Raw genomic sequence first — 20,799 nt, forward strand, 5'->3', positions numbered from 1 at the left:
GCCGGGTTGCCCCGGAATTCCGGCGGGCAATCTCGAAGCATGTCGCTCCGCCCGGGCTTTTTTCGTAAGTTGCGCAGAATTTTACGTGATGTGGCCCAAACTCCGTGATTTTTTTGCGCGTGAACTGCTGACCCTGATCGATCCCACGCAGCCGAAGCACCGTCGCAGAAAGGTGCAAATCGTGGCAACGGTTGGTTCGGCCCTGACGTTGGGAATGGTGACCGCTTTCGGCGTGGCACCCATGGTGCCCGAAGCGGCCCGCAACGGCGCGAGCGTGACTTTGCCGCTTACCTTCCCCGACCTGGCCAAACAGATCCAGCAGCTCGACGCGCAATCCCAGACCTTTATCCATCAGGTAGCGATGCGTCGCGGCGAAACCCTTGGCGACATGCTCTCGCGGCTGTCGATCCAGGACCCCGTCGCCGAGCGCTTCATTCGTGAGAACGCCGTCGCCCGCCGTCTGATCGGCGTGCCCGCAGGGCAAGTCGTGCAGGCCGAGACGGACGATGACGGCAAGCTCGTCTCGCTCACGACGGTCCTGTCGACCGGCAGCGCTACCGCCCAGCAACTGGTGATCGAGCGCAACGACGACGGCCGCCTGCGCGCACGCATGGACCAGCTCGCCAACGATACCGAATGGGCCATGCGCTCCGGCGCCATTGCGGGCAACTTCTTCACCGCGATGGACGATGCCGGCGTGCCCGACGCCGTGGTCGCACAGATGGTGAACATCTTCTCCGGCGTCATCAATTTCCAGCGCGACGTGCGCCGCGGCGACCGCTTCCGCATGGTGTACGAAGTCGTCAAGCAGCAGGACCGCACCGTTCGCACGGGTCGCGTGCTGGCCATCGAGTTCATCAACCAGGGCAAGACACATCAGGCCATCTGGTACGCCGATCCGCAGGGCTCGCCCGAGGGGGCGTACTACGGCTTCGACGGCCGCAACCTGAAGCAGGCGTTCCTGCGCACACCGGTCGAGTTTTCGCGAATTTCGTCGGCGTTTGGCGGTCGCGAGCATCCGTTCCAGCACAAGTGGAAGAAGCACGAAGGCGTGGATCTGGCAGCGCCCGTCGGCACGCGCGTGTTTGCTGCGGGTGACGGCGTCGTCAAGTTCGTCGGCACGCAGAACGGTTACGGCAATCTGGTGGAGATCGATCACGCTGGCAACTATCAGACGCGTTACGCCCACCTGTCGGGCTTCGGTCAGGGCATGAAGGCCGGCACGCGTGTCACGCAAGGCCAGGTCATCGGCTTCGTCGGACAGACCGGCTGGGCAACCGGCCCGCACCTGCACTACGAACTGCGCTACAACGGCGTTCCGCGCAATCCGTTCTCGACGGATGTGGCGGCCGTCGCACCGCTCGCAGGCGCCCGCCTGAAGGTGTTCGACATGTACGCCGAGAACCTGCTCAAGCGCATCGACCTGATGCGCACCGTGCAAGTCGCCGAGCGCGATTGAGGTATGCTGGGAAGCGCGCTGCGCGGGGCAACATGTGATCCACATGGCTGCCCTGCCGGCGCGGATTTGATTTCTTCGGCTCTCGCGCTCGCGCCCCGCACATGACCGACATCGCTCGCCACCCCGCCTCCCCGGATTCCCCGGATTCCCCGAACTCCCCGAACTCCCCGAACTCCCCCGCCCATTTCATCGGCCTGATGTCCGGCACGAGCCTCGACGGCGTCGACGGCGTGCTCGTCGCGTCAGTAGACGGCCGGGTGCTCGCAGAGGCCTATCTCCCGTTCCCGGGCGATTTGCGCGAGACGTTGATGGTGCTGCAAGCCCCTTCGGAAAACGAATTGCATCGTGAGGCGCTGGCGGCAAACGCGTTGGTGCGCGTCTATGCCGAGTGCGTGCGTGAGTTGCTGAGTACCGCAGGGCTTCCCGCATCGGCCGTCGCGGCCATTGGCGCACACGGGCAGACGATCCGCCATCGCCCGGGTGAATTCGACGGCATTGGCTATACGCGCCAGCTCAATGCCCCCGCGCTGCTCGCCGAATTGACCGGCATCGATGTGGTCGCAGATATTCGCAGCCGAGACATCGCGGCCGGCGGACAGGGCGCGCCACTTGTGCCGGCCTACCATCAGGCAATGTTCTCTGAGGCGGGGCAAACGCGCGTCGTTTGTAATCTCGGCGGCATCAGCAACGTGACCATTCTGCCTTCGGCGGCGTCCGGCCAGCCGGTTTCCGGCTTCGATTGCGGGCCGGGTAACGCGCTGCTCGACGGCTGGGCCGCGCGCCATCTTGGCAAGTCCTACGACGATGGCGGTGCCTGGGGCGCCAGCGGACGCGTCAACGACGCGCTGCTCGCCGCCCTGCTGAGCGAACCCTACTTCCGCCAGACGCCTCCGAAGAGCACCGGGCGCGACCTGTTCCACGCCGAATGGCTCGGCGCGCATTTGGCAGCGTTCCCGGGCGTGCCGCCGGTGGATATTCAGGCCACGCTCGTCGCACTGACGGCACAGTGCGTTGCCGACGACGTATTACGTTATGCCCCCGATTGCCGGGGTTTTTACGCCTGCGGCGGCGGCACGCGCAACCATGCCCTCATGCAAGCCATCGCCACACGTCTGCCCGGTGTGACCGTCGCGACGACCGAAGTCCTCGGTGTGCCGCCGCATCAGGTCGAGGCTCGCGCCTTCGCCTGGCTCGCTCAACGATGCCTGGCACGGCAACCGGGGAATCTGCCGTCTGTCACCGGCGCGAAGCATCCCCGCATTCTGGGCGCGATCTACCCGCATTGAGCGAAGCGCCAACCCTGCGGGAACCGCGCGAACGGCAGGTTAACGAGAAAAGGGCCCTTGCGGGCCCTTTCTCATACTGCGGACAGTAACGGCTTTCGTGTCGCTCAGACCGAGAACGAAGAACCGCAGCCACACGTGGTGGTTGCGTTCGGGTTCTTGATCACGAACTGCGCGCCATTGATGTCTTCCTTGTAGTCAATCTCGGCGCCGACGAGGTATTGATAGCTCATCGAGTCGATCAGCAGCGACACGCCGTTCTTGTCGAGCACGGTATCGTCTTCGTTGACATCTTCATCGAAGGTGAAACCATACTGAAAGCCGGAGCAACCGCCACCCTGCACGAAAACGCGCAGTTTCAGCTCGGCGTTGCCTTCTTCGTCGATCAGTTGCTTGACCTTGTCCGCAGCGCTGTCAGTAAAGACCAGGAATGCGGGCATTTCCGTGACGGCAGCCTCAAGCGGTGCGTTCATCGCAAATCTCCATAAATCGGTTCGGTATCATTCTAGTCCCTATTCCAAAATCGTGCCGATGGTCGGAAAATCAAGGGCTTAGGGACGATAAATACCGTTACGGCAGTACGGGAATATGGGTCAGCCCCATATTCTCCGGCAAGCCGAACATCAGGTTCATACACTGCACGCCCTGACCGGACGCGCCCTTGACCAGATTGTCCTCGACCACGAGGATCACCAGCGTGTCTTCGTTGCCCGGGCGATGCACCGCCATGCGGACATAGTTCGATGCACGCACCCAACGCGTTTCCGGCATCGAGCCCGCCGGCAGCACGTCCACGAACGGCTCGCCCGCGTAATACGTCTCGAACAGCGCCTGGAAGTCGGTATCGCGCGCTTCAGGCAGAATCGTCGCGTACAGCGTCGAGTGAATGCCACGGATCGTCGGCAGCAGGTGCGGCACGAACGTCAGGCCCACATCGTAGCCCGCAATCGCCTCGAGACCCTGCTTGATTTCCGGGTGATGGCGATGGCCCTTCACTCCGTAAGCCTTGAAGTTGTCGGCCGTCTCCGCGAGGATCAGCGACGTCTCGCCCTTGCGGCCTGCACCGCTTGCGCCCGACTTGGCGTCTGCGATCAGGTGCTTCGGATCGACCAGCTTGCGGCCACCGGCAAACAGCGGCGCGTAGCCCAGTTGCACGGACGTCGGATAGCAACCCGGCAGGCCGATCACCCGGGCGCTCTTGATCTGTTCGCGATTGATCTCGGGCAGGCCGTACACGGCCTCCTCGAGAATGTCCGGGCAAGCATGCGGCATGCCGTACCACTTCTCGAACGTGGCGATGTCCTTCAGGCGGAAGTCCGCCGCCAGATCGATCACGCGCACGCCAGCAGCGAGCAACTCGCGCGCCTGCGCCATGGCAACGCCGTGCGGCGTGGCAAAGAACACCACGTCGCAATCGGTCAGACGGGCATCATCGGGCGTGCAAAACGCCAGGTCGACACGGCCTCGCAGGTTCGGATACATATCGGCGACCGGCGTGCCCGCTTCCTTTCGCGAGGTAATCGCCGTCAACTTCACCTCCGGATGCTGCGCCAGCAAACGGAGCAGCTCCACACCGGTATAGCCGGTGCCGCCTACGATACCCACCTTGACCATGTCCTACCCCTTTCAATCGGAATCGCGATTCTATCAAGCTTCCACGACACGCGTGAGACGGTAACGCACCGGACGTCTCTGCCCGCCATGCGTGCAAAACGCGACGAAAAAAGAAAAAAGGCCGCGCGAGGCGGCCTTTCTCTGCATCCACCAGAGGCAGATGCCAACAAGCACTCGGGCGATTAACGCTTCGAGAATTGCTTGCGACGGCGGGCCTTGTGCAGACCCACCTTCTTACGTTCGACTTCACGGGCATCGCGCGTCACGAAGCCTGCGGTCGACAGCGTCGGCTTGAGCGTCGCATCGTAGTCGATCAGTGCGCGGGTGATACCGTGACGAACCGCACCGGCCTGACCCGTTTCACCGCCGCCCGAAACGTTGACCTTGATGTCGAACGTTTCAGCGTGGTTGGTCAGCTCGAGCGGCTGACGAACGATCATCAGCGACGTTTCACGAGCGAAGTACTCTTTGATCGGCTTGCCATTGACGACGATGTCGCCCTTGCCAGCCTTGATGAACACACGAGCAACAGCGCTCTTGCGACGGCCGGTGCCGTAATTCCAATCGTTTTTGAACATGGCTGGCCCTTAGATCTCGAGCGACTTCGGTTGCTGCGCTTCGTGCGGATGATTACCGTCGGCGTACACCTTCAGCTTCTTGATCATCGCGTAGCCCAGCGGACCCTTCGGCAGCATGCCCTTCACGGCTTTCTCGAGCGCACGGCCCGGGAAACGCTCTTGCATCTTGCCAAACGTGGTTTCGTAGATACCGCCCGGGTAACCCGTGTGACGGTAGTACTTCTTGTCGGTTTGCTTTGCGCCCGTAACTTTCAGCTTGGCAGCATTGACGATGATGATGTAATCACCCGTGTCAACGTGCGGCGTGAATTCCGGTTTGTGTTTGCCGCGCAGACGGCGTGCCACTTCGCTGGCGACACGGCCGAGGACTTTGTCCGTCGCGTCAATCACAAACCATTCGCGCGTCACCTCTGCCGGCTTAGCGGAAAACGTCTTCATGATCGATCCAAATAAAATGCATTTGCCCCATTAACACCAACTTCCTGCTTGTCTGCCGGCCGCGTCCTTACGAGTTGCGTCGCATGGCGCAGTCCTGTGCTTGCAGGCTCTCCCTGATGCTTTTTCCGTGGGCATTTCCGGAAAAGCCGTTGATTATACAGAAAAAACCACCCACCGGTAAACCGCCGCCGGTAAACGGCGATTTCCGGCCGAACAAAAAAAAACCCGAACCTCATGGGTCCGGGTTAAATCCACCAAAGGAGGAGGGTGGAGGAGACACTTGCAGGATTGCTGTGAAGCACAACAACCAATGACTGCAGTCTAGCAAATCAGTTGGTGCGGCGCAAGAAAATTTATAGTGCGAAATACAACACCACAATATGAAATGCACAGAAGATAGGCAATACCCAAATACATCAATAAAAATCAATCACTTATGCTGATATTCATAGGCATGTGACTCGGACAACTAGAGCCCAACGCCTAAATTTAGGGTTTATCCCGCTGAAAACCCGATCAAAAAAGCGCCAATATTGCGTCGCAGCAACCGAAGCCGACTTGGGTGGCTTCCAGGGTTTGCGGGCGGCATCGTACGCAGGTTTGCGGAAGCCGCTACAATTTTTGCTTGAACGGGATATCGGGGTTTCGAAATATGGATTGCAAGGTGAGTTGGATGGGCCAGGACGGCATGGCCTTCGTCGCACAGACGGGCAGCGGCCACATCGTCGCGATGGATGGTGCGCCGGAAGGCGGCGGCCATAATCAGGCACCGCGTCCGATGGAAATGCTGCTGGTCGGCACTGGCGGCTGCACCGCCTACGACGTGGTGCTCATTCTCAAGAAGAGCCGTGCCGAAGTGAAGGGCTGCAGCGTCACGCTCAAGGCTGAGCGCGCGAGCGAAGACCCGAAGGTCTTCACTAAGATTCACTTCCACTTCACCGTCACGGGCCGCAACCTCAACCCCGCCACCGTGGAGCGTGCCGTGACGCTCTCCCACGACAAGTACTGCTCCGCGTCGATCATGCTCGCCAAGACGGCAGAACTCACGCATAGCGTCGAGATCGTCGAAGGCTAAGGTTCGCACCGCTTTGGGCTGAAGAAGCACAAAAGGCTCCCACCGGGAGCCTTTTGCGTTTTGTTGGGATGCAGAGCCAGCCGATAAGCCGGATTCTGTGAACGCGACTCGCGCCGCGCCTGACAATCATTCCTCTAGGCGACGCATCACTGCGCCGCTCAAGCTTCCTACCCGCAGGCTCCCGGGGGCCCCGTTGCCGGCACCCGCACGAGGCGAATGCCGCTCACCTGCCTATTTGGAATTGCTCCGGGTGGAGGTTACCGTGCCGTGTGCGTTGCCGCACGCCGCGGTGCGCTCTTACCGCACCGTTTCACCCTTACCTGATCCGCCTGGCTTGCGCCAGGGGCCATCGGCGGTCTGTTCTCTGTTGCCCTGTTCCGCGTCTCACGACGGATGGCCGTTAGCCATCACCCTGCCCTATGGAGTCCGGACTTTCCTCCCCCTCCCAAAGGGAGGCGGCGATTGTCTGGCCGACTCTGCGGGCCGAAGTGTATCACGCGCCGGGGTCGCTGCCCGCAGGACAGCATGTCCGAACCGCGTCCCGGCGCTGCCGTCAGCCCCTCAGCCCCTCAGCCCTTTTGCCGCCGCCCGGGCCGAAATACCGACAGGTCCAGATAGTACGAAGGTTCGTCGTTGGCCTGCCACCAGCCGGGAACGCCCAGCACCGGCAAGGGCGCGAAGTCTCGCGTGGTCCACGGGGCGTCGATGAGCACCGGCGCGATCTGGCGGTCGAGCCAGGCGCGACGCTCAGGTGGCGTCCAGCCGAAATACGCGCGGGGAACGTCCACGATCCAGGCGTGTGCCGTCACCGATTTGTAGGGTGCGACAAGCTTTTCCAGCAAAGCGTGGCCGAAGGGCTGCACTTCGCAGGCGCGTCCCCAGTCGGCACGACGCGTCACGAAGAGCGTACGCCAGTCGAACGTTCGCAGGGCCTCGCCGAGGGCGGCGTCGCTGCAAGCGAAGAGGATGGCATTCTCATCGAACACGGTCGCCGCGTCGCGTGCGGCGCCCCGTGTCGCCTGCACGCCTTCGGCCGCGATGGCCGCCGCCTGACGCGCGTTGAGCGCCGCCTTGCCGCGCGGATAGGTCAACCAGATCAGCGCGTTGAAGAAGTCATGCAAGTTCTGGCGCGTGGGCACGCCGCCCGTGGACGCGATGAACGCCTCGTAAGCCGTGGCGGCGGGAAGCGCCTCCTGCGCGACGAATCGAAGCGCCCTTCCCTGCCCGCTCACCAGACCGGCTGCGGCGGCTTGCGCTGACAGCGCCTCGCGCCAGTCGCCGCCGGCCAACGCGGCCTGCCCTCGTTCCGATACGGCGTCGAACCACGGTGCCCGCCAATCGATCTCCGGCAGGCCGGAAGGCGTGGACACTGAAGGCGCCAGGGCGCCGTCCACACTCACCCCTTGAGTTTCCAGCCGATGATTTCGCCCGCACGCAGCGGCACGACGGTCTCGTCGCCCATCGGCAATTCGGCCGGCAATTCCCAGTCTTCGCGCACCAGCGTGATCTTGTCGGCGTTGCGCGGCAGTTCGTAGAAATCCGGGCCGTAGAAGCTCGCGAACGCCTCGAACTTGTCGAGCGCACCGGCTTTGTCGAACGCCTCGGCGTACAACTCCACCGCGTGCAATGCCGTGTAGCAGCCCGCGCAGCCGCACGCGGCTTCCTTCACGCCACGCGCGTGCGGTGCGCTGTCGGTGCCCAGGAAGAAGCGTGCGCTGCCCGAGGTTGCCGCCTTCACGAGCGCCTCGCGATGCGTCTCGCGCTTGAGCACCGGCAGGCAGTAGTAATGCGGACGAATCCCGCCCGTGAAGATGGCGTTACGGTTGTACAGCAGGTGATGTGCGGTGATCGTCGCGGCAATGGGGCCTTCTGCCTGGGCGACGTATTCGGCGGCATCCTTCGTCGTAATGTGCTCGAACACGACCTTGAGGCCGGGGAAATCGCGGCGCAGCGGCGACATCACCTTGTCGATGAAGACCTTCTCACGGTCGAAGATGTCGATGTCGGAACTCGTCACTTCACCGTGTACTAGCAGCGGCAGCCCGACGTCCTGCATCGCCTCGAGCGCGCCGCGGCACTTGGCCAGATCGGTCACGCCGGCATCCGAATTCGTCGTTGCCCCGGCCGGATACAGCTTCACGCCGTGCACGAAGCCCGACGCTTTCGCGCGACGGATCTCGTCGGCGGGCGTGTTGTCGGTCAGGTACAGGGTCATCAGCGGCTCGAACGTGTTGCCGGCCGGGCGCGCCGCGAGAATGCGCTCGCGATACGCCGCTGCATGCTCGGTCGTGGTGACTGGCGGCTTGAGGTTCGGCATGATGATCGCGCGGCCGAACTGGCGGGCGGTGTCGGGCAACACGCTCTTGAGCACGGCGCCATCGCGCACATGCAAGTGCCAGTCATCGGGACGGGTGATAGTCAGTTCGGTGGTCATGGGCGTTTTCCGGGGGCTGGAGAGACGGCTGACCCATGAAACCGCGGCGGCGTGGTGACGCGTCAGCGCGACGGACTTCTTGGGCGGGAATGTACGTGCACAGAGGCCGGTGCTATGCTTGTGCAACCCCATATTGTAACGGCAGCGGCGCTCAGACACGACGTGCGCAGCCAATCTTCGATTTGCCCGTCCCATGTGCCAACTGCTCGCAATGAATTGCGCGGAACCGACCGATATCACGTTCTCATTTACCGGTTTCGCGGCGCGCGGAGGGGGGACGGATCACCATGCGGACGGCTGGGGCATTGCGTTTTTCGAGGACAAAGCCTGCCGTCTTTTCATCGATCACCAGGCAGCGGCGAACTCGCCCATCGCCGAACTGGTGAAGAAGTACCCGATCAAGTCCAAAAACGTCATCGCGCATATCCGCAAAGCGACGCAAGGCATCGTTGAGCTGGAGAACTGCCATCCGTTCCAGCGCGAGCTGTGGGGACGCCACTGGATCTTCGCGCACAACGGCGATCTGCACGACTACGACCCGTTCCTCTCGGGCGTCTACCAGCCGGTGGGGACGACCGACAGCGAGCGCGCCTTCTGCGACATCATGCAGGGCCTGCGCAAGCGCTTCCCAGGCTCGCAGCCGCCGCTGGACGAGTTGTTCCACGCCGTTGAGGACATTACGCGCACGATCACGCGCCACGGCGTATTCAACTTCGTTCTCTCGAACGGCCAGGCACTCATTGCCCACTGTTCGACGCGCTTGCACTTCATTGCCCGGCAGTGGCCATTCGCGAAGGCGCATCTGATCGACGCCGACTGGGAAATCGATTTCGCCAAGTTCACCACCCCGGCCGATCGCGTCGCGGTGATCGCGACCGCGCCGCTCACGGACAACGAAGTCTGGACAACCTTCGAGCCAGGCGAATTGATCCTGTTCGAGAAGGGCGCGCCGTCGCTGCGCGCGGTGGTACCGATCCCGGAAGCCGTGCGCCTGCGCAACGCGCAGAACACCGCCTGCCAGTAGGGCTGAGTAGGGCTGAGTAGGGCTGGCAACGCGCAGCAGGCTCCCGTCTGCTGCGACGCCCATAAAAAAAGCGTGCCCGAAGGCACGCCTTTTCATTCCAGCGCTGACCGGAAGCAGTGCAGGATCTTGGCCAGGAAGTCCTTGGCGCGGTCCGATTTCGGATTCGCGAAGAACTCATCCTTCTTGTCGTCTTCGACGATGATGCCCTGATCCATGAAGATCACACGATTCGCGACTTTCTTGGCGAAGCCCATTTCGTGCGTGACCACCATCATGGTCATGCCTTCCTGCGCCAGTTCGACCATCACGTCGAGCACTTCGTTGATCATTTCCGGATCGAGTGCCGAGGTCGGCTCGTCGAACAGCATGGCGATCGGGTCCATGCACAGGGCACGGGCGATGGCCACACGCTGTTGCTGACCGCCCGAGAGCTGGCCCGGGAACTTGTGGGCATGCGCCTTCAGGCCCACGCGCTCGAGCAGCTTCAGGCCCTTGTCACGGGCGGCGTCCTTGCTGCGGCCCAGCACCTTGATCTGCGCGAGCGTCAGGTTTTCGGTGATCGACAGGTGCGGGAACAGTTCGAAGTGCTGGAACACCATCCCCACGCGCGAGCGCAGCTTGGCCAGGTTCGTCTTCGGGTCTGCGACCGACGTGCCATCGACGATGATCTCGCCTTGCTGGATCGGCTCCAGACCGTTGACGGTCTTGATGAGCGTGGACTTGCCCGAACCCGACGGGCCGCACACCACCACGACTTCACCCTTCTTGACTTCAGTGGAGCAGTCCGTGAGCACCTGGAACTGGCCGTACCACTTGGAGACGTTTTTAAGGGTAATCATTTCGCCAACCTCTTTTGAAGACGTTTAACCAACATCGAAACCGAGAAGCAGATCACGAAGTAGACTGCTCCGGCAAACACAATCATCGCAGGCAGCGTGCCGTCACGCTGGCCCACCTGATACGCCATGCCGAAGAAATCGGACAAGGCGATCGCGTACACGAGCGAAGTATCCTGGAACAGAATGATGCCCTGCGTCAGCAGCAGCGGCACCATGTTGCGGAACGCCTGCGGCAGCACCACCAGGCCCATGGCCTGCCAGTACGACATGCCCAGCGCGAAGGCGGCGGACATCTGCCCGCGCGACACGCTCTGGATACCCGCACGGATGATTTCGGAATAATACGCCGCCTCAAACAGCGAGAAGGCGACGAGCGCCGAGACCATCCGGATGTCCCACGTCGGCGGCACGTCGAGCAGCGTACGCAGCACTTGCGGCACGATCAGGAAGAACCACAGCAGCACCATCAGCAGCGGGATCGAGCGGAACACGTTCACATACAGATCCGCGAACCACTTGAGCACCGTCACGCCGGACAGGCGCATCATCGCGAGCAATGTGCCCCAGACGATGCCCACGACCACGGCGAGCGCCGTGACCTGCAGCGTGGTGATCATGCCCTTGACGAGCAGCGGCATCGCGTCGATGGCGCCGCCCCAAGCGAAGATTTCACCCATTATTTGCCCCCGATGTAGCCCGGCAGGCGGGTCTTCGATTCGAGCCAACGCATGAACGTGAGCACGACGATGTTGATGATCATGTACGCGAGCGTGACTGCGATAAACGACTCGTAGCTATGCGCCGTGTAATCGATGAGCTGTTTGCCCTGCCCCGTCAGTTCGAGCAGGTTCACCGTCGAGATCACGGCCGAGTTCTTGAAGATGTTGACGAATTCCGACGTGATCGGCGGGATCACCACGCGGAAAGCCACCGGCAGCAGCACGAAGCGATAGGTCTGCGGCAGCGTGAGCCCCATTGCCAGACCTGCATTTTTCTGGCCTTTGGGCAGAGAATTGATACCGGAACGCACCTGTTCACACACCCGGGCTGCGGTAAAGAGCCCCAGGCCGATCACGCCGGTGAGCAGCGAAACGCTCGCCGGATTCAGCGAGAACAGCCACTGGCGAACGCCTTCCGGCAGGAAGTCGGGCGCCACGTAATACCAGAAGAACAACTGCACGAGCAGCGGGATGTTCCGGAATAGCTCCACGTAACTTGCTGCGAAGCCGGAAATCCATTTGTTGGGAACGGTACGCATCACGCCGAGCACGGAGCCCACGATGAGCGCAATGATCCAGCCACCTAGGCCGACCGCAAGCGTGAGCTTGAAGCCTGAGAGCAACCACCCGAAGTAGGTCGTCCCCTCACCGGTCGCTACCGGCTGGAAGAAAAAACTGAAATCGAGACCGAGAGCCATGATCTCCCCTTTTCTACTTGTCTTGCTTAAAAAGAAGCGGAAGGATTGACTCCTTCCGCTTCGGCATTACGCACTGACTGTGCTCAGCGATCCATCAAGCCCGTCGGGCTTACTTGGCGCCCTGAACGTCAGCGTTGTCGTTCGGCGACTTCCACAGGGCGCCCATTTCGGCCGACGGCGGGAAGTCCATGTTCACGCCACCCAGTGCCGGAATCGGTTGCTGGAACCACTTAGCGTAGTCCTTTTGCGCCTGGCCCGACTTCTGGTAGTCAGCAACAGCCTTGTCGACCAGCTTCTTGAAGGCCGGATCGTCCTTGCGCATCATGCAGCCGTAGGCTTCGTACGATTGCGGCTTGCCGACGATGCTGTAGTCCTTGGCGTCCTTGAACTTGGCACGCTCACCGGCGAGCAGGGCGTCATCCATCATGAAGGCAACGGCGCGGCCCGAGTGCAGCGTGATGGCGGCTTCGCCGTGGTCCTTGGCGCTGATGATGTTCATGCCCAGGTTTTCTTTCTGGTTCATCTCGCGCAGCAGACGCTCAGAGGTCGTGCCCGCCGTGGTCACGACGTTCTTGCCCTTGAGATCGGCGAAATCCTTGATGCCCGAGCTGTTCTTCGCCAGCAAACGCGTGCCGATGATGAAGAACGTGTTCGAGAACGCAGCCTGCTTCTGACGCTCGGCGTTGTTCGTGGTCGAACCGCACTCGATGTCGATCGTGCCGTTCTGAACCAGCGGAATGCGGTTCTGCGACGTGATCGGGGTCTGCTTGACGTCCAGCTTCGGCAGCTTCAGTTCTTTCTTGACTTCAGCCACGATGGCCATGGCCACGTCGTTGGCGTAGCCGACGACATTGTGGTTGTTGTCATAGAACGAGAACGGGATCGACGACTCGCGGTTTCCCAGCGAGATAATGCCTGTGTCCTTGATTTTTTTGAGGGTACCGCTTTCCTGCGCCTGAGCAGCACCTGCCATCAGGCCCACGCAGCACATCGCCAACGCAATTTTCGAGAGGGTCATTCCTTGGTCTCCTTGGCACAAAACGAATGCATTTTAGCACTGCATTTGCCCATTTTTTTATTCTCGAATGTCCGGAACGTACGTCTTTTTTGACGTAAATCGCCCCGAACATTCTGTTTTTACGCATTAATGCGTATTACTACTTAGCTCGACAGCACCGCCCGATCAGGGGTACAGGCCGCGCATCTCACGGGCTTGCAGAATACGGGTACACGCCACGATGAATGCGGCGGTGCGCAGCGAAACCTTGTGTTCCTGCGCCACGTTCCACACCCCATCGAACGCCTCGCGCATGATGCGCTCCAGACGGTGGTTGATCTCTTCTTCGGTCCAGAAGAAGCTCGAGAAGTCCTGCACCCACTCGAAGTACGAGACCGTCACGCCGCCAGCGTTGGCCACGACGTCCGGCACGACAAGAATGTTCTTGCTGCGCAGAATATCGTCGGCAGCCGTCGTCGTCGGGCCGTTGGCGCCTTCGACCACGACCTTCGCACGGATCTTGTCGGCGTTTTTCTCGGTGATCTGGTTTTCCAGCGCCGCGGGAATCAGGAATTCGCAGTCGAGCGACCAGAACTCGTCGTCCTTGATGGTCTCGGCTGCCGGGAAGCCGCCCACACCGCCGGTCTCGGCCACGTGCTTGAGCAGGTTCGCGACATCGAGGCCGTCCGACTTGTAGATGGTGCCGGTGTGATCTTGCACACCGATGACATGCGCGCCCGCCTCATGGAACAGACGGGCGGCGATACCGCCCACGTTGCCGAAGCCCTGCACAATCACTCGCGCACCGCGCACGTCCATGCCCAGGCGGCGAGCCGCTTCGCAGCTCACCACGAACACGCCGCGGCCGGTCGCTTCGCGACGGCCGAGCGAGCCGCCCAGCGAGATCGGCTTGCCAGTCACAACGCCCGTGGCGGTGGACCCCTCGTTCATCGAGTAGGTGTCCATCATCCACGCCATGATCTGCTCATTGGTGTTGACGTCCGGCGCCGGAATATCCTTCGTCGGCCCGATGATGATGTTGATTTCGCTGGTGTAACGACGCGTCAGGCGCTCGAGTTCGCCGCGCGAGAGCTTGCGCGGGTCGACACGGATACCCCCCTTGGCGCCGCCGTACGGCACGTTCACGGCCGCGTTCTTGACCGACATCCAGGCCGACAGGGCCATGACTTCGGAAAGCGTGACGTCCTGGTGGAAGCGCACGCCGCCCTTGCCGGGGCCGCGCGAGGTGTTGTGCTGGACACGATAGCCCTCGAAATGGGCGATGGTGCCGTTGTCGAGTTCGATGGGGCAGTCGACGATCAGGATACGCTTCGGGCGCTTGAGGGTTTCGACCCAGCGCGAGAGCGAACCCAGATAGGGGGTGACGCGATCGACCTGTTGAAGGTAGTTACCCCACGGGCCGAGGTGCTCGGCGTCGAGGTAAGAAGGCAAGGCATGTGACGTTTGCGACATCGTTGGATTCTCCGGCTTCAATCAGCGCCGCACGCACACACGTGCTTGCGACACGAATGGCTCGCACTTTACAAAGAACCCCAAAGAACAATCCAATGCCGAATAAACATGCATCTATGCATTTCGTGCATAGTTTTGACCTGACGGCTATTTCGCCCTTATGCCACGCGAATGCCTGCGAAAACGGTCAAACGGCCGGGCATCGGCGAGCCCCGGCTTTGGGACAGGGCTTTCCCGGCAAGGATGGGAAATGCCCCGGGGCAAAGCCCTGGGACCGACGCGGCGTCAGCTTTTGACCTGATCGCGCACAGCCTGCCAGAACGCTTCGACGACGTCGCGCTTGGCGCGCTCGCGCCGATTGCTGGCGTCGGTATAGGCCAGACGGTCGCGGTACAGGCGGATTTCCATATCCAGATGCCACGGCGCCGCCGCCTTGCCCGGCGGGGCGAGATCGATCAGTTCGTTCCGTGCGACAGAGTCGACCACTGCGCTTTCCGGCAGAAAGGCGACGCCGTGTCCGGCCAGCACCATCGCCTTGAGCGCCTCGGCCATATCCGTCTCATATACCTTGTCCAGATGCGGCGGACTCGACGCGTCGCCGGCGAGCAGATCGGCCATGCGTCCCAGATAGGCATTTGACGTGTAAGCGAGGTAGGGCACCGGGGCGTCGGGCGTGCCGGGCAGCTTGAACCGGGCGCGCTTTTGCGGCGTTGGGGCGCTGTAGGGGCTGAAGCGTTCGCTGCCGAGCACGATCATCTCGTAGCGTGCCGCATCGAGTTGCAGCGGCTGGCTCGGGTGGTAGTAGCACATCAGCAGATCGCAGCCGCCGTCGGTCAGCGACATGGCCGCATCGTGCACATTGAGCGCGCGCAGACGGCTGCGCAGCAGGCCCAAGCGCTTTTCCAGCGTCTTGAGCCAGCGAGGGAAGAAGGTCATCGACAGCGTGTGCGGCACGGCGAAATCGAGCACCGAATGATCGGCCGACCGCTGTTCGCGCAGCAAGGCGCGGGCTTCCTGCGCCTGAGAGAGCAGTGCGAGCGCCTGCTCGTAGAACACCTCACCGGCCGGGGTGAGGCGCGTCGGGTAGCTGGAACGGTCGATGAGTTCGCTGCCGAGCCACGCCTCGAGCGACTGAATACGGCGCGAGAACGCCGGCTGCGTCACATGACGCAACTCGGCCGAACGGCTGAAACTGTTCGTCTTGGCGAGCGACACGAAGTCCTCGAGCCATTTGATTTCCATGCGGTACTCCCGCGTCGGCGATGTCAGCGCGCTAGTCTACTCAATCGCCCGCCCGGATGACAGGCCTGCGCCCATCATCCGGCGCTGCACCGACGCCTCGCCCCCCTCGCCGCCCCTCGCCGCCCCTCGCAGCCCTTCGCAGCCCTTCGCCTCGTTCGTCTTCGTCCCGCCGGGGCTCAGGAAACGACCGTGGCAAAATGCGACGCCTCGGCATCCCCTTCCCCGCCTCGACGTTGCTGCTGCAACGCCCACATCTGCGCATACAGCCCCTCGGCGCGCAGCAGCTCGTCGTGCGTGCCGCGCTCCACGATACGTCCCTTGTCGAGCACGATGATCTGCGCCGCGTGCACGACCGTCGAGAGGCGGTGTGCGATGACCAGCGTCGTGCGCTCGCGGGCAATGTTGCGCAGCTCCGACTGAATCGCCTGCTCGGAGCGCGAATCCAGTGCCGAGGTCGCTTCGTCGAAAATCAGAATGTGCGGATTCTTGAGGATGGTGCGGGCGATCGCCACGCGTTGCTTCTCTCCCCCGGAGAGCTTGAGGCCGCGCTCACCGACCATCGACTCGTAACCGGCCGGCAGGCTTTCGATGAAATCGTGAATGTGCGCCGCGCGCGCCGCCGCCATCACTTCCTCGCGCGAGGCGGACGGATTGCCATACGCGATGTTGTAGTAAATGGTGTCGTTGAACAGCACCGTGTCTTGCGGCACGATGCCGATGGCCGCGCGCAACGAATCCTGCGTCACATCGCGAATGTCCTGACCGTCGATGGTGATGCGCCCTGCGGGCACGCCGGGAAAGCCGACGTCGTAGAAGCGGAACAACAGACGAGAGAGCGTCGATTTGCCCGAGCCGCTATGTCCGACGACGGCCGTGGTGGTGCCTGCCGCGACAGTGAAATCGACGTCATGCAGGATCTGGCGCGACGCCTCATAGCCAAAATTCACGTGATCGAAGCGCACGGTGCTGCCGTGGCAGACAAGCGGCTGCGCGCCCGGCGGATCGGCCACTTCGCGGTTGACGTCGAGCAGCGTGAACATGCGATCCATGTCGGTCATCGCCTGCTTGAGTTCGCGGTAGATGACACCGAGGAAGTTCAGCGGAATGTAGAGCTGCAACATGAACGTGTTGACGAGCACCAGATCGCCAAGCGTCATGCGTCCGCTCATTACCCCCTGAGTGGCATGCCAGAGAATCAGAATGAGCCCGCTCGCGATAATGACCTGCTGCCCGAAATTCAGCACGGAAAGCGAGTTCTGCGAGCGAATCGCTGCGGCGCGATAGCGCTTGAGATTCTCGTCGTAACGCTGCGTTTCGAACGCTTCGTTACCGAAGTACTTCACCGTCTCGTAATTGATGAGCGAATCGATGGCGCGGGCATTGGCCTTCGAGTCGAGTTCGTTCATCGTGCGGCGAAAGTGCGTTCGCCACTCCGTGACCTTCACCGTGAATACGATGTAGAACACCAGCGCCACTAGCGTGACAATGGCGTAAAAAGCGTCGTAACGCACGACGAAGAAGCCGAGGACGAGCGTCACTTCGATGAGCGTCGGCAGAATGCTGTAGAGCGAATACGAGATCATCGACTGGATGCCTCGCGTGCCTCGCTCGATATCGCGACTCATGCCGCCTGTCTGGCGCTCCAGGTGAAAACGCAGCGACAACGCGTGAAGGTGACGGAACACCTTGAGCGCGATTTGCCGCACGGCGCTCTCCGTGACCTTCGAAAACAGGATTTCCCGCAACTCGGTGAAGAGCGATGTGGACAGGCGCACGATCCCGTAAGCGACGACCAGCAGGCCGAGACTGCCCACCACGATCAGACTCGGATCGCCCGTCGCGCGGGCCGTCGCCGAGAGCGACGCCACGGGGCCGAGCGCATCGACGATGTGCTTCATGATGATCGGCACACCGAGGTTGGCCACCTTGGCCAGAATGAGGCACGACAGGGCCAGCGTGACGCGTCCGCGGAATTCGAGCAGGTAGGGAAACAGCGACTTGATGACTTGCCAGTCGCCGCGAGGCGGCTTCGAGGCACCCGAAGCCGCCGGCGCAGGCTCGGCCGGAGTGAAACGTCTCATGATGGAGTTGGGGCGGCGTCCGGCTCGCGAGAGGGCTTTCCGCTAAAATCGTCGATGGCGTATTTTCGCAGAACCCGGCGTCTCATGCTGAGCCGACGCCGGGCGGCCCTCCCGCCCGTGGAGGCCCTCGGAATGACCGGTGCCACCTGCCAATGCCCGTCTTCCGCGCTGTTTCCGGCTCACGCAAGGAATCTCATGAGTACCCCGACCCCTGCCCTCACGGCCCTGCCCGAAGAAAAAGAACTGGCGTTGCGCGTGCTGCCAATGCCCGCCGACGCCAACGCCCATGGGGACGTGTTCGGTGGCTGGATCATGTCGCAGGTCGACATTGCCGGCTCGATCCCCGCCGCCCAGCGCGCCAACGGCCGCGTGGCGACCATCGCCGTCAACTCGTTCCTGTTCAAGGAGCCGGTGTTCGTCGGCGATCTGTTGAGCTTCTACGCCACAATCGTGAAGACGGGCAATACCTCGATCACCGTCTACGTCGAGGCGTATGCGCAGCGCATGCGTTTGTCGCACGAGATCGTCAAAGTCACCGAAGCCATGGTGACCTACGTGGCGACCGACGAAGACCGCCGGCCGCGTCCGCTGCCCAAGCTCGAAACGCTGGGTTGAACCAGCGCCAACGAAAAGCGCCGCCGCCTCGCGAAACGAGACGTGCGGCGCTCATGCTTTTGCCACCCAGCCGATGTGCCCGGCGGTGGCCTCGGTTACGAGAACTGGCTGAAATCGGGCTTACGCTTCTCGAAGAACGCCGTAAAGGCTTCGCGCGCTTCGGGCGAAACAAGCCGTTTGCCGAACTCCAGCGCTTCCTCTTGAATACGCTGCTGTACGTCGCGTGCGCTGTCGCCCTTCATCAACTGCTTGGTGACGCGCAGCGATCCCGCCGGCATGGCGGCCAACTGCGCGGCGCGCTTCGCAGCGTAGTCCGCCAGTTCGGCCGCTGGCACGATACGATTGACGAAACCCATCGCCACCGCCTCGTTCACGTCGAACGGCTCGCCGAAGAGCAGCTTCTCGGCGGCACGCTGGTAACCCGCCACGCGCGGCAACAGCCAGCTCGACGCCGCCTCAGGACACAGCGCCAGTTGTGAGAACGGCAACGAGAATCGCGCCGTTTCGGCCGCGTACACCACGTCGCAGTGCAGCAGCAGCGTCGTGCCGACACCGACCGCATTACCCGCCACGGCCGCGACGATCGGCTTGGTCGCCTGGCTGATCGCACGCAGGAACTGGAATACCGGCGCATTCTCGTCCTTCGGCGGGTGCTTCAGGAAATCCTCGAGATCGTTGCCTGCCGAAAAGGCCTCCGGCTGCCCCTGAATCAGGATCACGCGTAGCGACGGATCGGCCTCCGCTTGGGCAATGCCCTCGGCGAGGGCCTGATACATCGCCGCGGTAATCGCGTTTTTCTTGTGTGCTCGATTGAAGGTCAGCACCTGCACGGCGCCCTGACGCTGCACCAATACGTCTTCCATCGTTTGTGTCTCCTCGGGTTTGCCGCGAATCCGGACAAGCCGGATCATCGCCCGCTGTAGATGACAACGCCGGGGGCGGCCACGCATTTGCGAAACCGCACCCCGGCGCCTTGAGCCGTTGTCTGCAAGCTATCTGCCGACGACGTCCCCGCTTACATGCGCTCGAGAATCCCCGCAGCGCCCATGCCGGTCCCCACGCACATCGTCACCATGCCGTACTTCAGGTTGTGACGGCGCAGCGCGTGCACCACGGTCGCTGCCCGGATCGCGCCGGTCGCGCCCAGCGGGTGGCCCAGCGCAATCGCACCGCCCATCGGGTTGACCTTGCTGGTGTCGAGATCCAGATCCTTGATGACGGCCAGCGCCTGCGCCGCAAACGCTTCGTTCAGTTCGATCCAGTCCATCTGGTCCTGTGTGAGGCCTGCGGCGCGCAGCGCGGCCGGAATGGCTTCCTTCGGACCGATGCCCATGATCTCCGGCGGCACACCGCGCACGGCGAACGACACGAAGCGTGCGAGCGGCGTGAGGTTGAACTGCTTGAGGATCTTTTCGCTCACGACGAGCAGCGCGCCCGCGCCATCCGACGTCTGCGAGCTATTGCCGGCCGTGACCGAGCCCTTGTTCGCGAACACGGGACGCAGTTTGCCCAGCCCTTCGATCGACGTATCCGGACGCGGGCCTTCGTCGAGCGACAGCGTGCGTGTCTTGATCGACACTTCGCCCGTCGCCAGATTCGGGAATCGTTCGACGATCTCGATCGGCGTGATTTCGTTCGTGAACTCGCCCGCCTGCTGGGCCTTGATCGCCTTCTGGTGCGAGGCCAGAGCGAAGGCGTCCTGCGCGTCGCGCGTCACACCCCACTGTTGCGCGACCTTCTCGGCCGTCAGCCCCATGCCGTAGGCGATGCCCACGTTCTCGTCGCGCTCGAAGATCGACGGTGAGAGCGACGGCGTATTGCCCATCATCGGCACCATGCTCATGCTTTCCACGCCGCCGGCGAACATCGCGTCGGCTTCGCCCACACGAATACGGTCAGCGGCCATGGCGAGCGCCGTCAGGCCCGAGGCGCAGAAACGGTTGACGGTCACCCCACCCACCGTGTTCGGCAGCCCCGAGAGCAGCGCACCGATGCGCGCCACGTTCAGGCCTTGCTGGGCTTCGGGAATGGCGCAGCCGATGATCGCGTCTTCGATCACCTTCGGATCGAGATCCGGCACCTGTGCGAGCGTGCTCTTGAGGATGGTCGCGAGCAGATCGTCCGGACGGGTGTTCTTGTAGCTGCCCTTGGGTGCCTTGCCGATCGGCGCACGCGTGGCGGCAACGATGTAGGCGTCTTGCAGTTGTTTGCTCATGTCAGTCTCCGATCG

At 62.4% G+C, this 20,799-nt stretch carries 20 protein-coding genes and 1 other RNA gene; 5 read left to right on the forward strand and 16 right to left on the reverse strand.

Annotation, left to right across the window (positions count from 1 at the left end; all coding sequences use genetic code 11):
- Window positions 1-88: 88 nt before the first annotated feature.
- A complete protein-coding gene (locus tag PBR20603_RS00100) occupies window positions 89-1,459 on the forward strand; it encodes a M23 family metallopeptidase (RefSeq protein ID WP_150557546.1) in 1,371 nt (456 codons plus the stop codon).
- Window positions 1,460-1,560: 101 nt separating this feature from the next.
- Window positions 1,561-2,745, forward strand: a complete 1,185-nt coding sequence (locus PBR20603_RS00105; protein ID WP_150557547.1) for an anhydro-N-acetylmuramic acid kinase — start codon at window positions 1,561-1,563, stop codon at window positions 2,743-2,745.
- A gap of 104 nt (window positions 2,746-2,849) precedes the next feature.
- Here PBR20603_RS00105 and erpA read toward each other — a convergent pair whose 3' ends face one another.
- The 4 genes from erpA to rplM form a co-directional block, all read right to left on the reverse strand.
- Complete coding sequence (gene erpA / locus PBR20603_RS00110) at window positions 2,850-3,215, reverse strand: iron-sulfur cluster insertion protein ErpA (protein ID WP_010805094.1); 366 nt, start codon at window positions 3,213-3,215, stop codon at window positions 2,850-2,852.
- Window positions 3,216-3,312: 97 nt separating this feature from the next.
- Window positions 3,313-4,356: an N-acetyl-gamma-glutamyl-phosphate reductase gene (argC, locus tag PBR20603_RS00115; RefSeq protein ID WP_150557548.1), complete on the reverse strand. Its 1,044-nt coding sequence runs from the start codon at window positions 4,354-4,356 to the stop codon at window positions 3,313-3,315.
- A gap of 182 nt (window positions 4,357-4,538) precedes the next feature.
- Entirely contained in the window at window positions 4,539-4,934 is a 396-nt protein-coding gene (rpsI, locus tag PBR20603_RS00120; protein WP_010805092.1) for a 30S ribosomal protein S9, read from the reverse strand.
- Window positions 4,935-4,943: 9 nt separating this feature from the next.
- Window positions 4,944-5,372, reverse strand: a complete 429-nt coding sequence (gene rplM / locus PBR20603_RS00125; protein WP_010805091.1) for a 50S ribosomal protein L13 — start codon at window positions 5,370-5,372, stop codon at window positions 4,944-4,946.
- 652 nt (window positions 5,373-6,024) lie between these two features.
- Here rplM and PBR20603_RS00130 point away from each other — a divergent pair.
- Entirely contained in the window at window positions 6,025-6,447 is a 423-nt protein-coding gene (locus tag PBR20603_RS00130) for an OsmC family protein (RefSeq protein ID WP_150557549.1), read from the forward strand.
- Between the two features lie 68 nt (window positions 6,448-6,515).
- On the opposite strand, the gene rnpB is transcribed toward PBR20603_RS00130, so the two are convergent.
- From rnpB to pyrC, 3 genes are all read right to left on the reverse strand, one after another.
- Window positions 6,516-6,925, reverse strand: an RNA gene (rnpB, locus tag PBR20603_RS00135) — RNase P RNA component class A.
- 91 nt (window positions 6,926-7,016) lie between these two features.
- Window positions 7,017-7,817 carry a DUF3025 domain-containing protein gene (locus PBR20603_RS00140; protein ID WP_246174299.1) on the reverse strand — a complete coding sequence of 267 codons (801 nt, stop codon included), beginning with the start codon at window positions 7,815-7,817 and terminating at the stop codon, window positions 7,017-7,019.
- A 26-nt stretch (window positions 7,818-7,843) separates the two neighbouring features.
- Window positions 7,844-8,881, reverse strand: coding sequence for a dihydroorotase (gene pyrC / locus PBR20603_RS00145; RefSeq protein ID WP_150557550.1), 1,038 nt, complete (start codon window positions 8,879-8,881; stop codon window positions 7,844-7,846).
- A gap of 193 nt (window positions 8,882-9,074) precedes the next feature.
- Between pyrC and PBR20603_RS00150 the strand changes: the two genes are divergently transcribed.
- The gene (locus tag PBR20603_RS00150) at window positions 9,075-9,905 is read left to right on the forward strand and encodes a class II glutamine amidotransferase (RefSeq protein ID WP_010805087.1); all 831 of its coding nucleotides are present in this window, start codon (window positions 9,075-9,077) and stop codon (window positions 9,903-9,905) included.
- Between the two features lie 92 nt (window positions 9,906-9,997).
- Here PBR20603_RS00150 and PBR20603_RS00155 read toward each other — a convergent pair whose 3' ends face one another.
- The 7 genes from PBR20603_RS00155 to PBR20603_RS00185 all read right to left on the reverse strand — a co-directional run bounded on the left by PBR20603_RS00155 (window position 9,998) and on the right by PBR20603_RS00185 (window position 17,954).
- Window positions 9,998-10,744 (reverse strand): amino acid ABC transporter ATP-binding protein, encoded by a 747-nt coding sequence (locus PBR20603_RS00155; protein WP_150557551.1) that lies wholly within the window; start codon window positions 10,742-10,744, stop codon window positions 9,998-10,000.
- A complete protein-coding gene (gene gltK / locus PBR20603_RS00160; RefSeq protein ID WP_150557552.1) occupies window positions 10,741-11,421 on the reverse strand; it encodes a glutamate/aspartate ABC transporter permease GltK in 681 nt (226 codons plus the stop codon). The genes PBR20603_RS00155 and gltK overlap by 4 nt, the downstream gene beginning before the upstream one ends.
- Complete coding sequence (locus tag PBR20603_RS00165) at window positions 11,421-12,161, reverse strand: amino acid ABC transporter permease (RefSeq protein ID WP_150557553.1); 741 nt, start codon at window positions 12,159-12,161, stop codon at window positions 11,421-11,423. The genes gltK and PBR20603_RS00165 overlap by 1 nt, the downstream gene beginning before the upstream one ends.
- A 109-nt stretch (window positions 12,162-12,270) precedes the next feature.
- The gene (locus PBR20603_RS00170) at window positions 12,271-13,179 is read right to left on the reverse strand and encodes a glutamate/aspartate ABC transporter substrate-binding protein (protein ID WP_150557554.1); all 909 of its coding nucleotides are present in this window, start codon (window positions 13,177-13,179) and stop codon (window positions 12,271-12,273) included.
- A gap of 165 nt (window positions 13,180-13,344) precedes the next feature.
- Entirely contained in the window at window positions 13,345-14,631 is a 1,287-nt protein-coding gene (locus tag PBR20603_RS00175; protein WP_150557555.1) for a Glu/Leu/Phe/Val family dehydrogenase, read from the reverse strand.
- 285 nt (window positions 14,632-14,916) lie between these two features.
- A complete protein-coding gene (locus tag PBR20603_RS00180) occupies window positions 14,917-15,873 on the reverse strand; it encodes a LysR family transcriptional regulator (RefSeq protein WP_150557556.1) in 957 nt (318 codons plus the stop codon).
- Window positions 15,874-16,049: 176 nt separating this feature from the next.
- Window positions 16,050-17,954, reverse strand: a complete 1,905-nt coding sequence (locus tag PBR20603_RS00185) for an ABCB family ABC transporter ATP-binding protein/permease (RefSeq protein ID WP_150557557.1) — start codon at window positions 17,952-17,954, stop codon at window positions 16,050-16,052.
- Window positions 17,955-18,149: 195 nt separating this feature from the next.
- Here PBR20603_RS00185 and PBR20603_RS00190 point away from each other — a divergent pair, with 195 nt between their 5' ends.
- Window positions 18,150-18,569, forward strand: a complete 420-nt coding sequence (locus PBR20603_RS00190) for an acyl-CoA thioesterase (protein WP_150557558.1) — start codon at window positions 18,150-18,152, stop codon at window positions 18,567-18,569.
- A gap of 95 nt (window positions 18,570-18,664) precedes the next feature.
- On the opposite strand, the gene PBR20603_RS00195 is transcribed toward PBR20603_RS00190, so the two are convergent.
- Window positions 18,665-19,432: an enoyl-CoA hydratase gene (locus tag PBR20603_RS00195; RefSeq protein WP_150557559.1), complete on the reverse strand. Its 768-nt coding sequence runs from the start codon at window positions 19,430-19,432 to the stop codon at window positions 18,665-18,667.
- 152 nt (window positions 19,433-19,584) lie between these two features.
- Window positions 19,585-20,784 carry an acetyl-CoA C-acyltransferase gene (locus tag PBR20603_RS00200; RefSeq protein ID WP_150557560.1) on the reverse strand — a complete coding sequence of 400 codons (1,200 nt, stop codon included), beginning with the start codon at window positions 20,782-20,784 and terminating at the stop codon, window positions 19,585-19,587.
- Between the last annotated feature and the right edge of the window lie 15 nt (window positions 20,785-20,799).

The sequence above is a fragment of the Pandoraea bronchicola genome (assembly GCF_902459805.1).
Classification (GTDB): domain Bacteria; phylum Pseudomonadota; class Gammaproteobacteria; order Burkholderiales; family Burkholderiaceae; genus Pandoraea; species Pandoraea bronchicola.

What these genes read in the sequence shown, in the direction of transcription:
- erpA (WP_010805094.1), bottom strand. Translation starts at nt 3,215, where the DNA reads ATGAACGCACCGCTTGAGGCTGCCGTCACGGAAATGCCCGCATTCCTG.
- PBR20603_RS00105 (WP_150557547.1), top strand. Translation starts at nt 1,561, where the DNA reads ATGACCGACATCGCTCGCCACCCCGCCTCCCCGGATTCCCCGGATTCC.
- PBR20603_RS00185 (WP_150557557.1), bottom strand. Translation starts at nt 17,954, where the DNA reads ATGAGACGTTTCACTCCGGCCGAGCCTGCGCCGGCGGCTTCGGGTGCC.
- argC (WP_150557548.1), bottom strand. Translation starts at nt 4,356, where the DNA reads ATGGTCAAGGTGGGTATCGTAGGCGGCACCGGCTATACCGGTGTGGAG.
- PBR20603_RS00130 (WP_150557549.1), top strand. Translation starts at nt 6,025, where the DNA reads ATGGATTGCAAGGTGAGTTGGATGGGCCAGGACGGCATGGCCTTCGTC.
- PBR20603_RS00175 (WP_150557555.1), bottom strand. Translation starts at nt 14,631, where the DNA reads ATGTCGCAAACGTCACATGCCTTGCCTTCTTACCTCGACGCCGAGCAC.
- PBR20603_RS00190 (WP_150557558.1), top strand. Translation starts at nt 18,150, where the DNA reads ATGAGTACCCCGACCCCTGCCCTCACGGCCCTGCCCGAAGAAAAAGAA.
- PBR20603_RS00170 (WP_150557554.1), bottom strand. Translation starts at nt 13,179, where the DNA reads ATGACCCTCTCGAAAATTGCGTTGGCGATGTGCTGCGTGGGCCTGATG.
- PBR20603_RS00155 (WP_150557551.1), bottom strand. Translation starts at nt 10,744, where the DNA reads ATGATTACCCTTAAAAACGTCTCCAAGTGGTACGGCCAGTTCCAGGTG.
- PBR20603_RS00100 (WP_150557546.1), top strand. Translation starts at nt 89, where the DNA reads ATGTGGCCCAAACTCCGTGATTTTTTTGCGCGTGAACTGCTGACCCTG.
- PBR20603_RS00200 (WP_150557560.1), bottom strand. Translation starts at nt 20,784, where the DNA reads ATGAGCAAACAACTGCAAGACGCCTACATCGTTGCCGCCACGCGTGCG.
- rpsI (WP_010805092.1), bottom strand. Translation starts at nt 4,934, where the DNA reads ATGTTCAAAAACGATTGGAATTACGGCACCGGCCGTCGCAAGAGCGCT.
- rplM (WP_010805091.1), bottom strand. Translation starts at nt 5,372, where the DNA reads ATGAAGACGTTTTCCGCTAAGCCGGCAGAGGTGACGCGCGAATGGTTT.
- PBR20603_RS00195 (WP_150557559.1), bottom strand. Translation starts at nt 19,432, where the DNA reads ATGGAAGACGTATTGGTGCAGCGTCAGGGCGCCGTGCAGGTGCTGACC.
- PBR20603_RS00150 (WP_010805087.1), top strand. Translation starts at nt 9,075, where the DNA reads ATGTGCCAACTGCTCGCAATGAATTGCGCGGAACCGACCGATATCACG.
- PBR20603_RS00180 (WP_150557556.1), bottom strand. Translation starts at nt 15,873, where the DNA reads ATGGAAATCAAATGGCTCGAGGACTTCGTGTCGCTCGCCAAGACGAAC.
- gltK (WP_150557552.1), bottom strand. Translation starts at nt 11,421, where the DNA reads ATGGGTGAAATCTTCGCTTGGGGCGGCGCCATCGACGCGATGCCGCTG.
- pyrC (WP_150557550.1), bottom strand. Translation starts at nt 8,881, where the DNA reads ATGACCACCGAACTGACTATCACCCGTCCCGATGACTGGCACTTGCAT.
- PBR20603_RS00165 (WP_150557553.1), bottom strand. Translation starts at nt 12,161, where the DNA reads ATGGCTCTCGGTCTCGATTTCAGTTTTTTCTTCCAGCCGGTAGCGACC.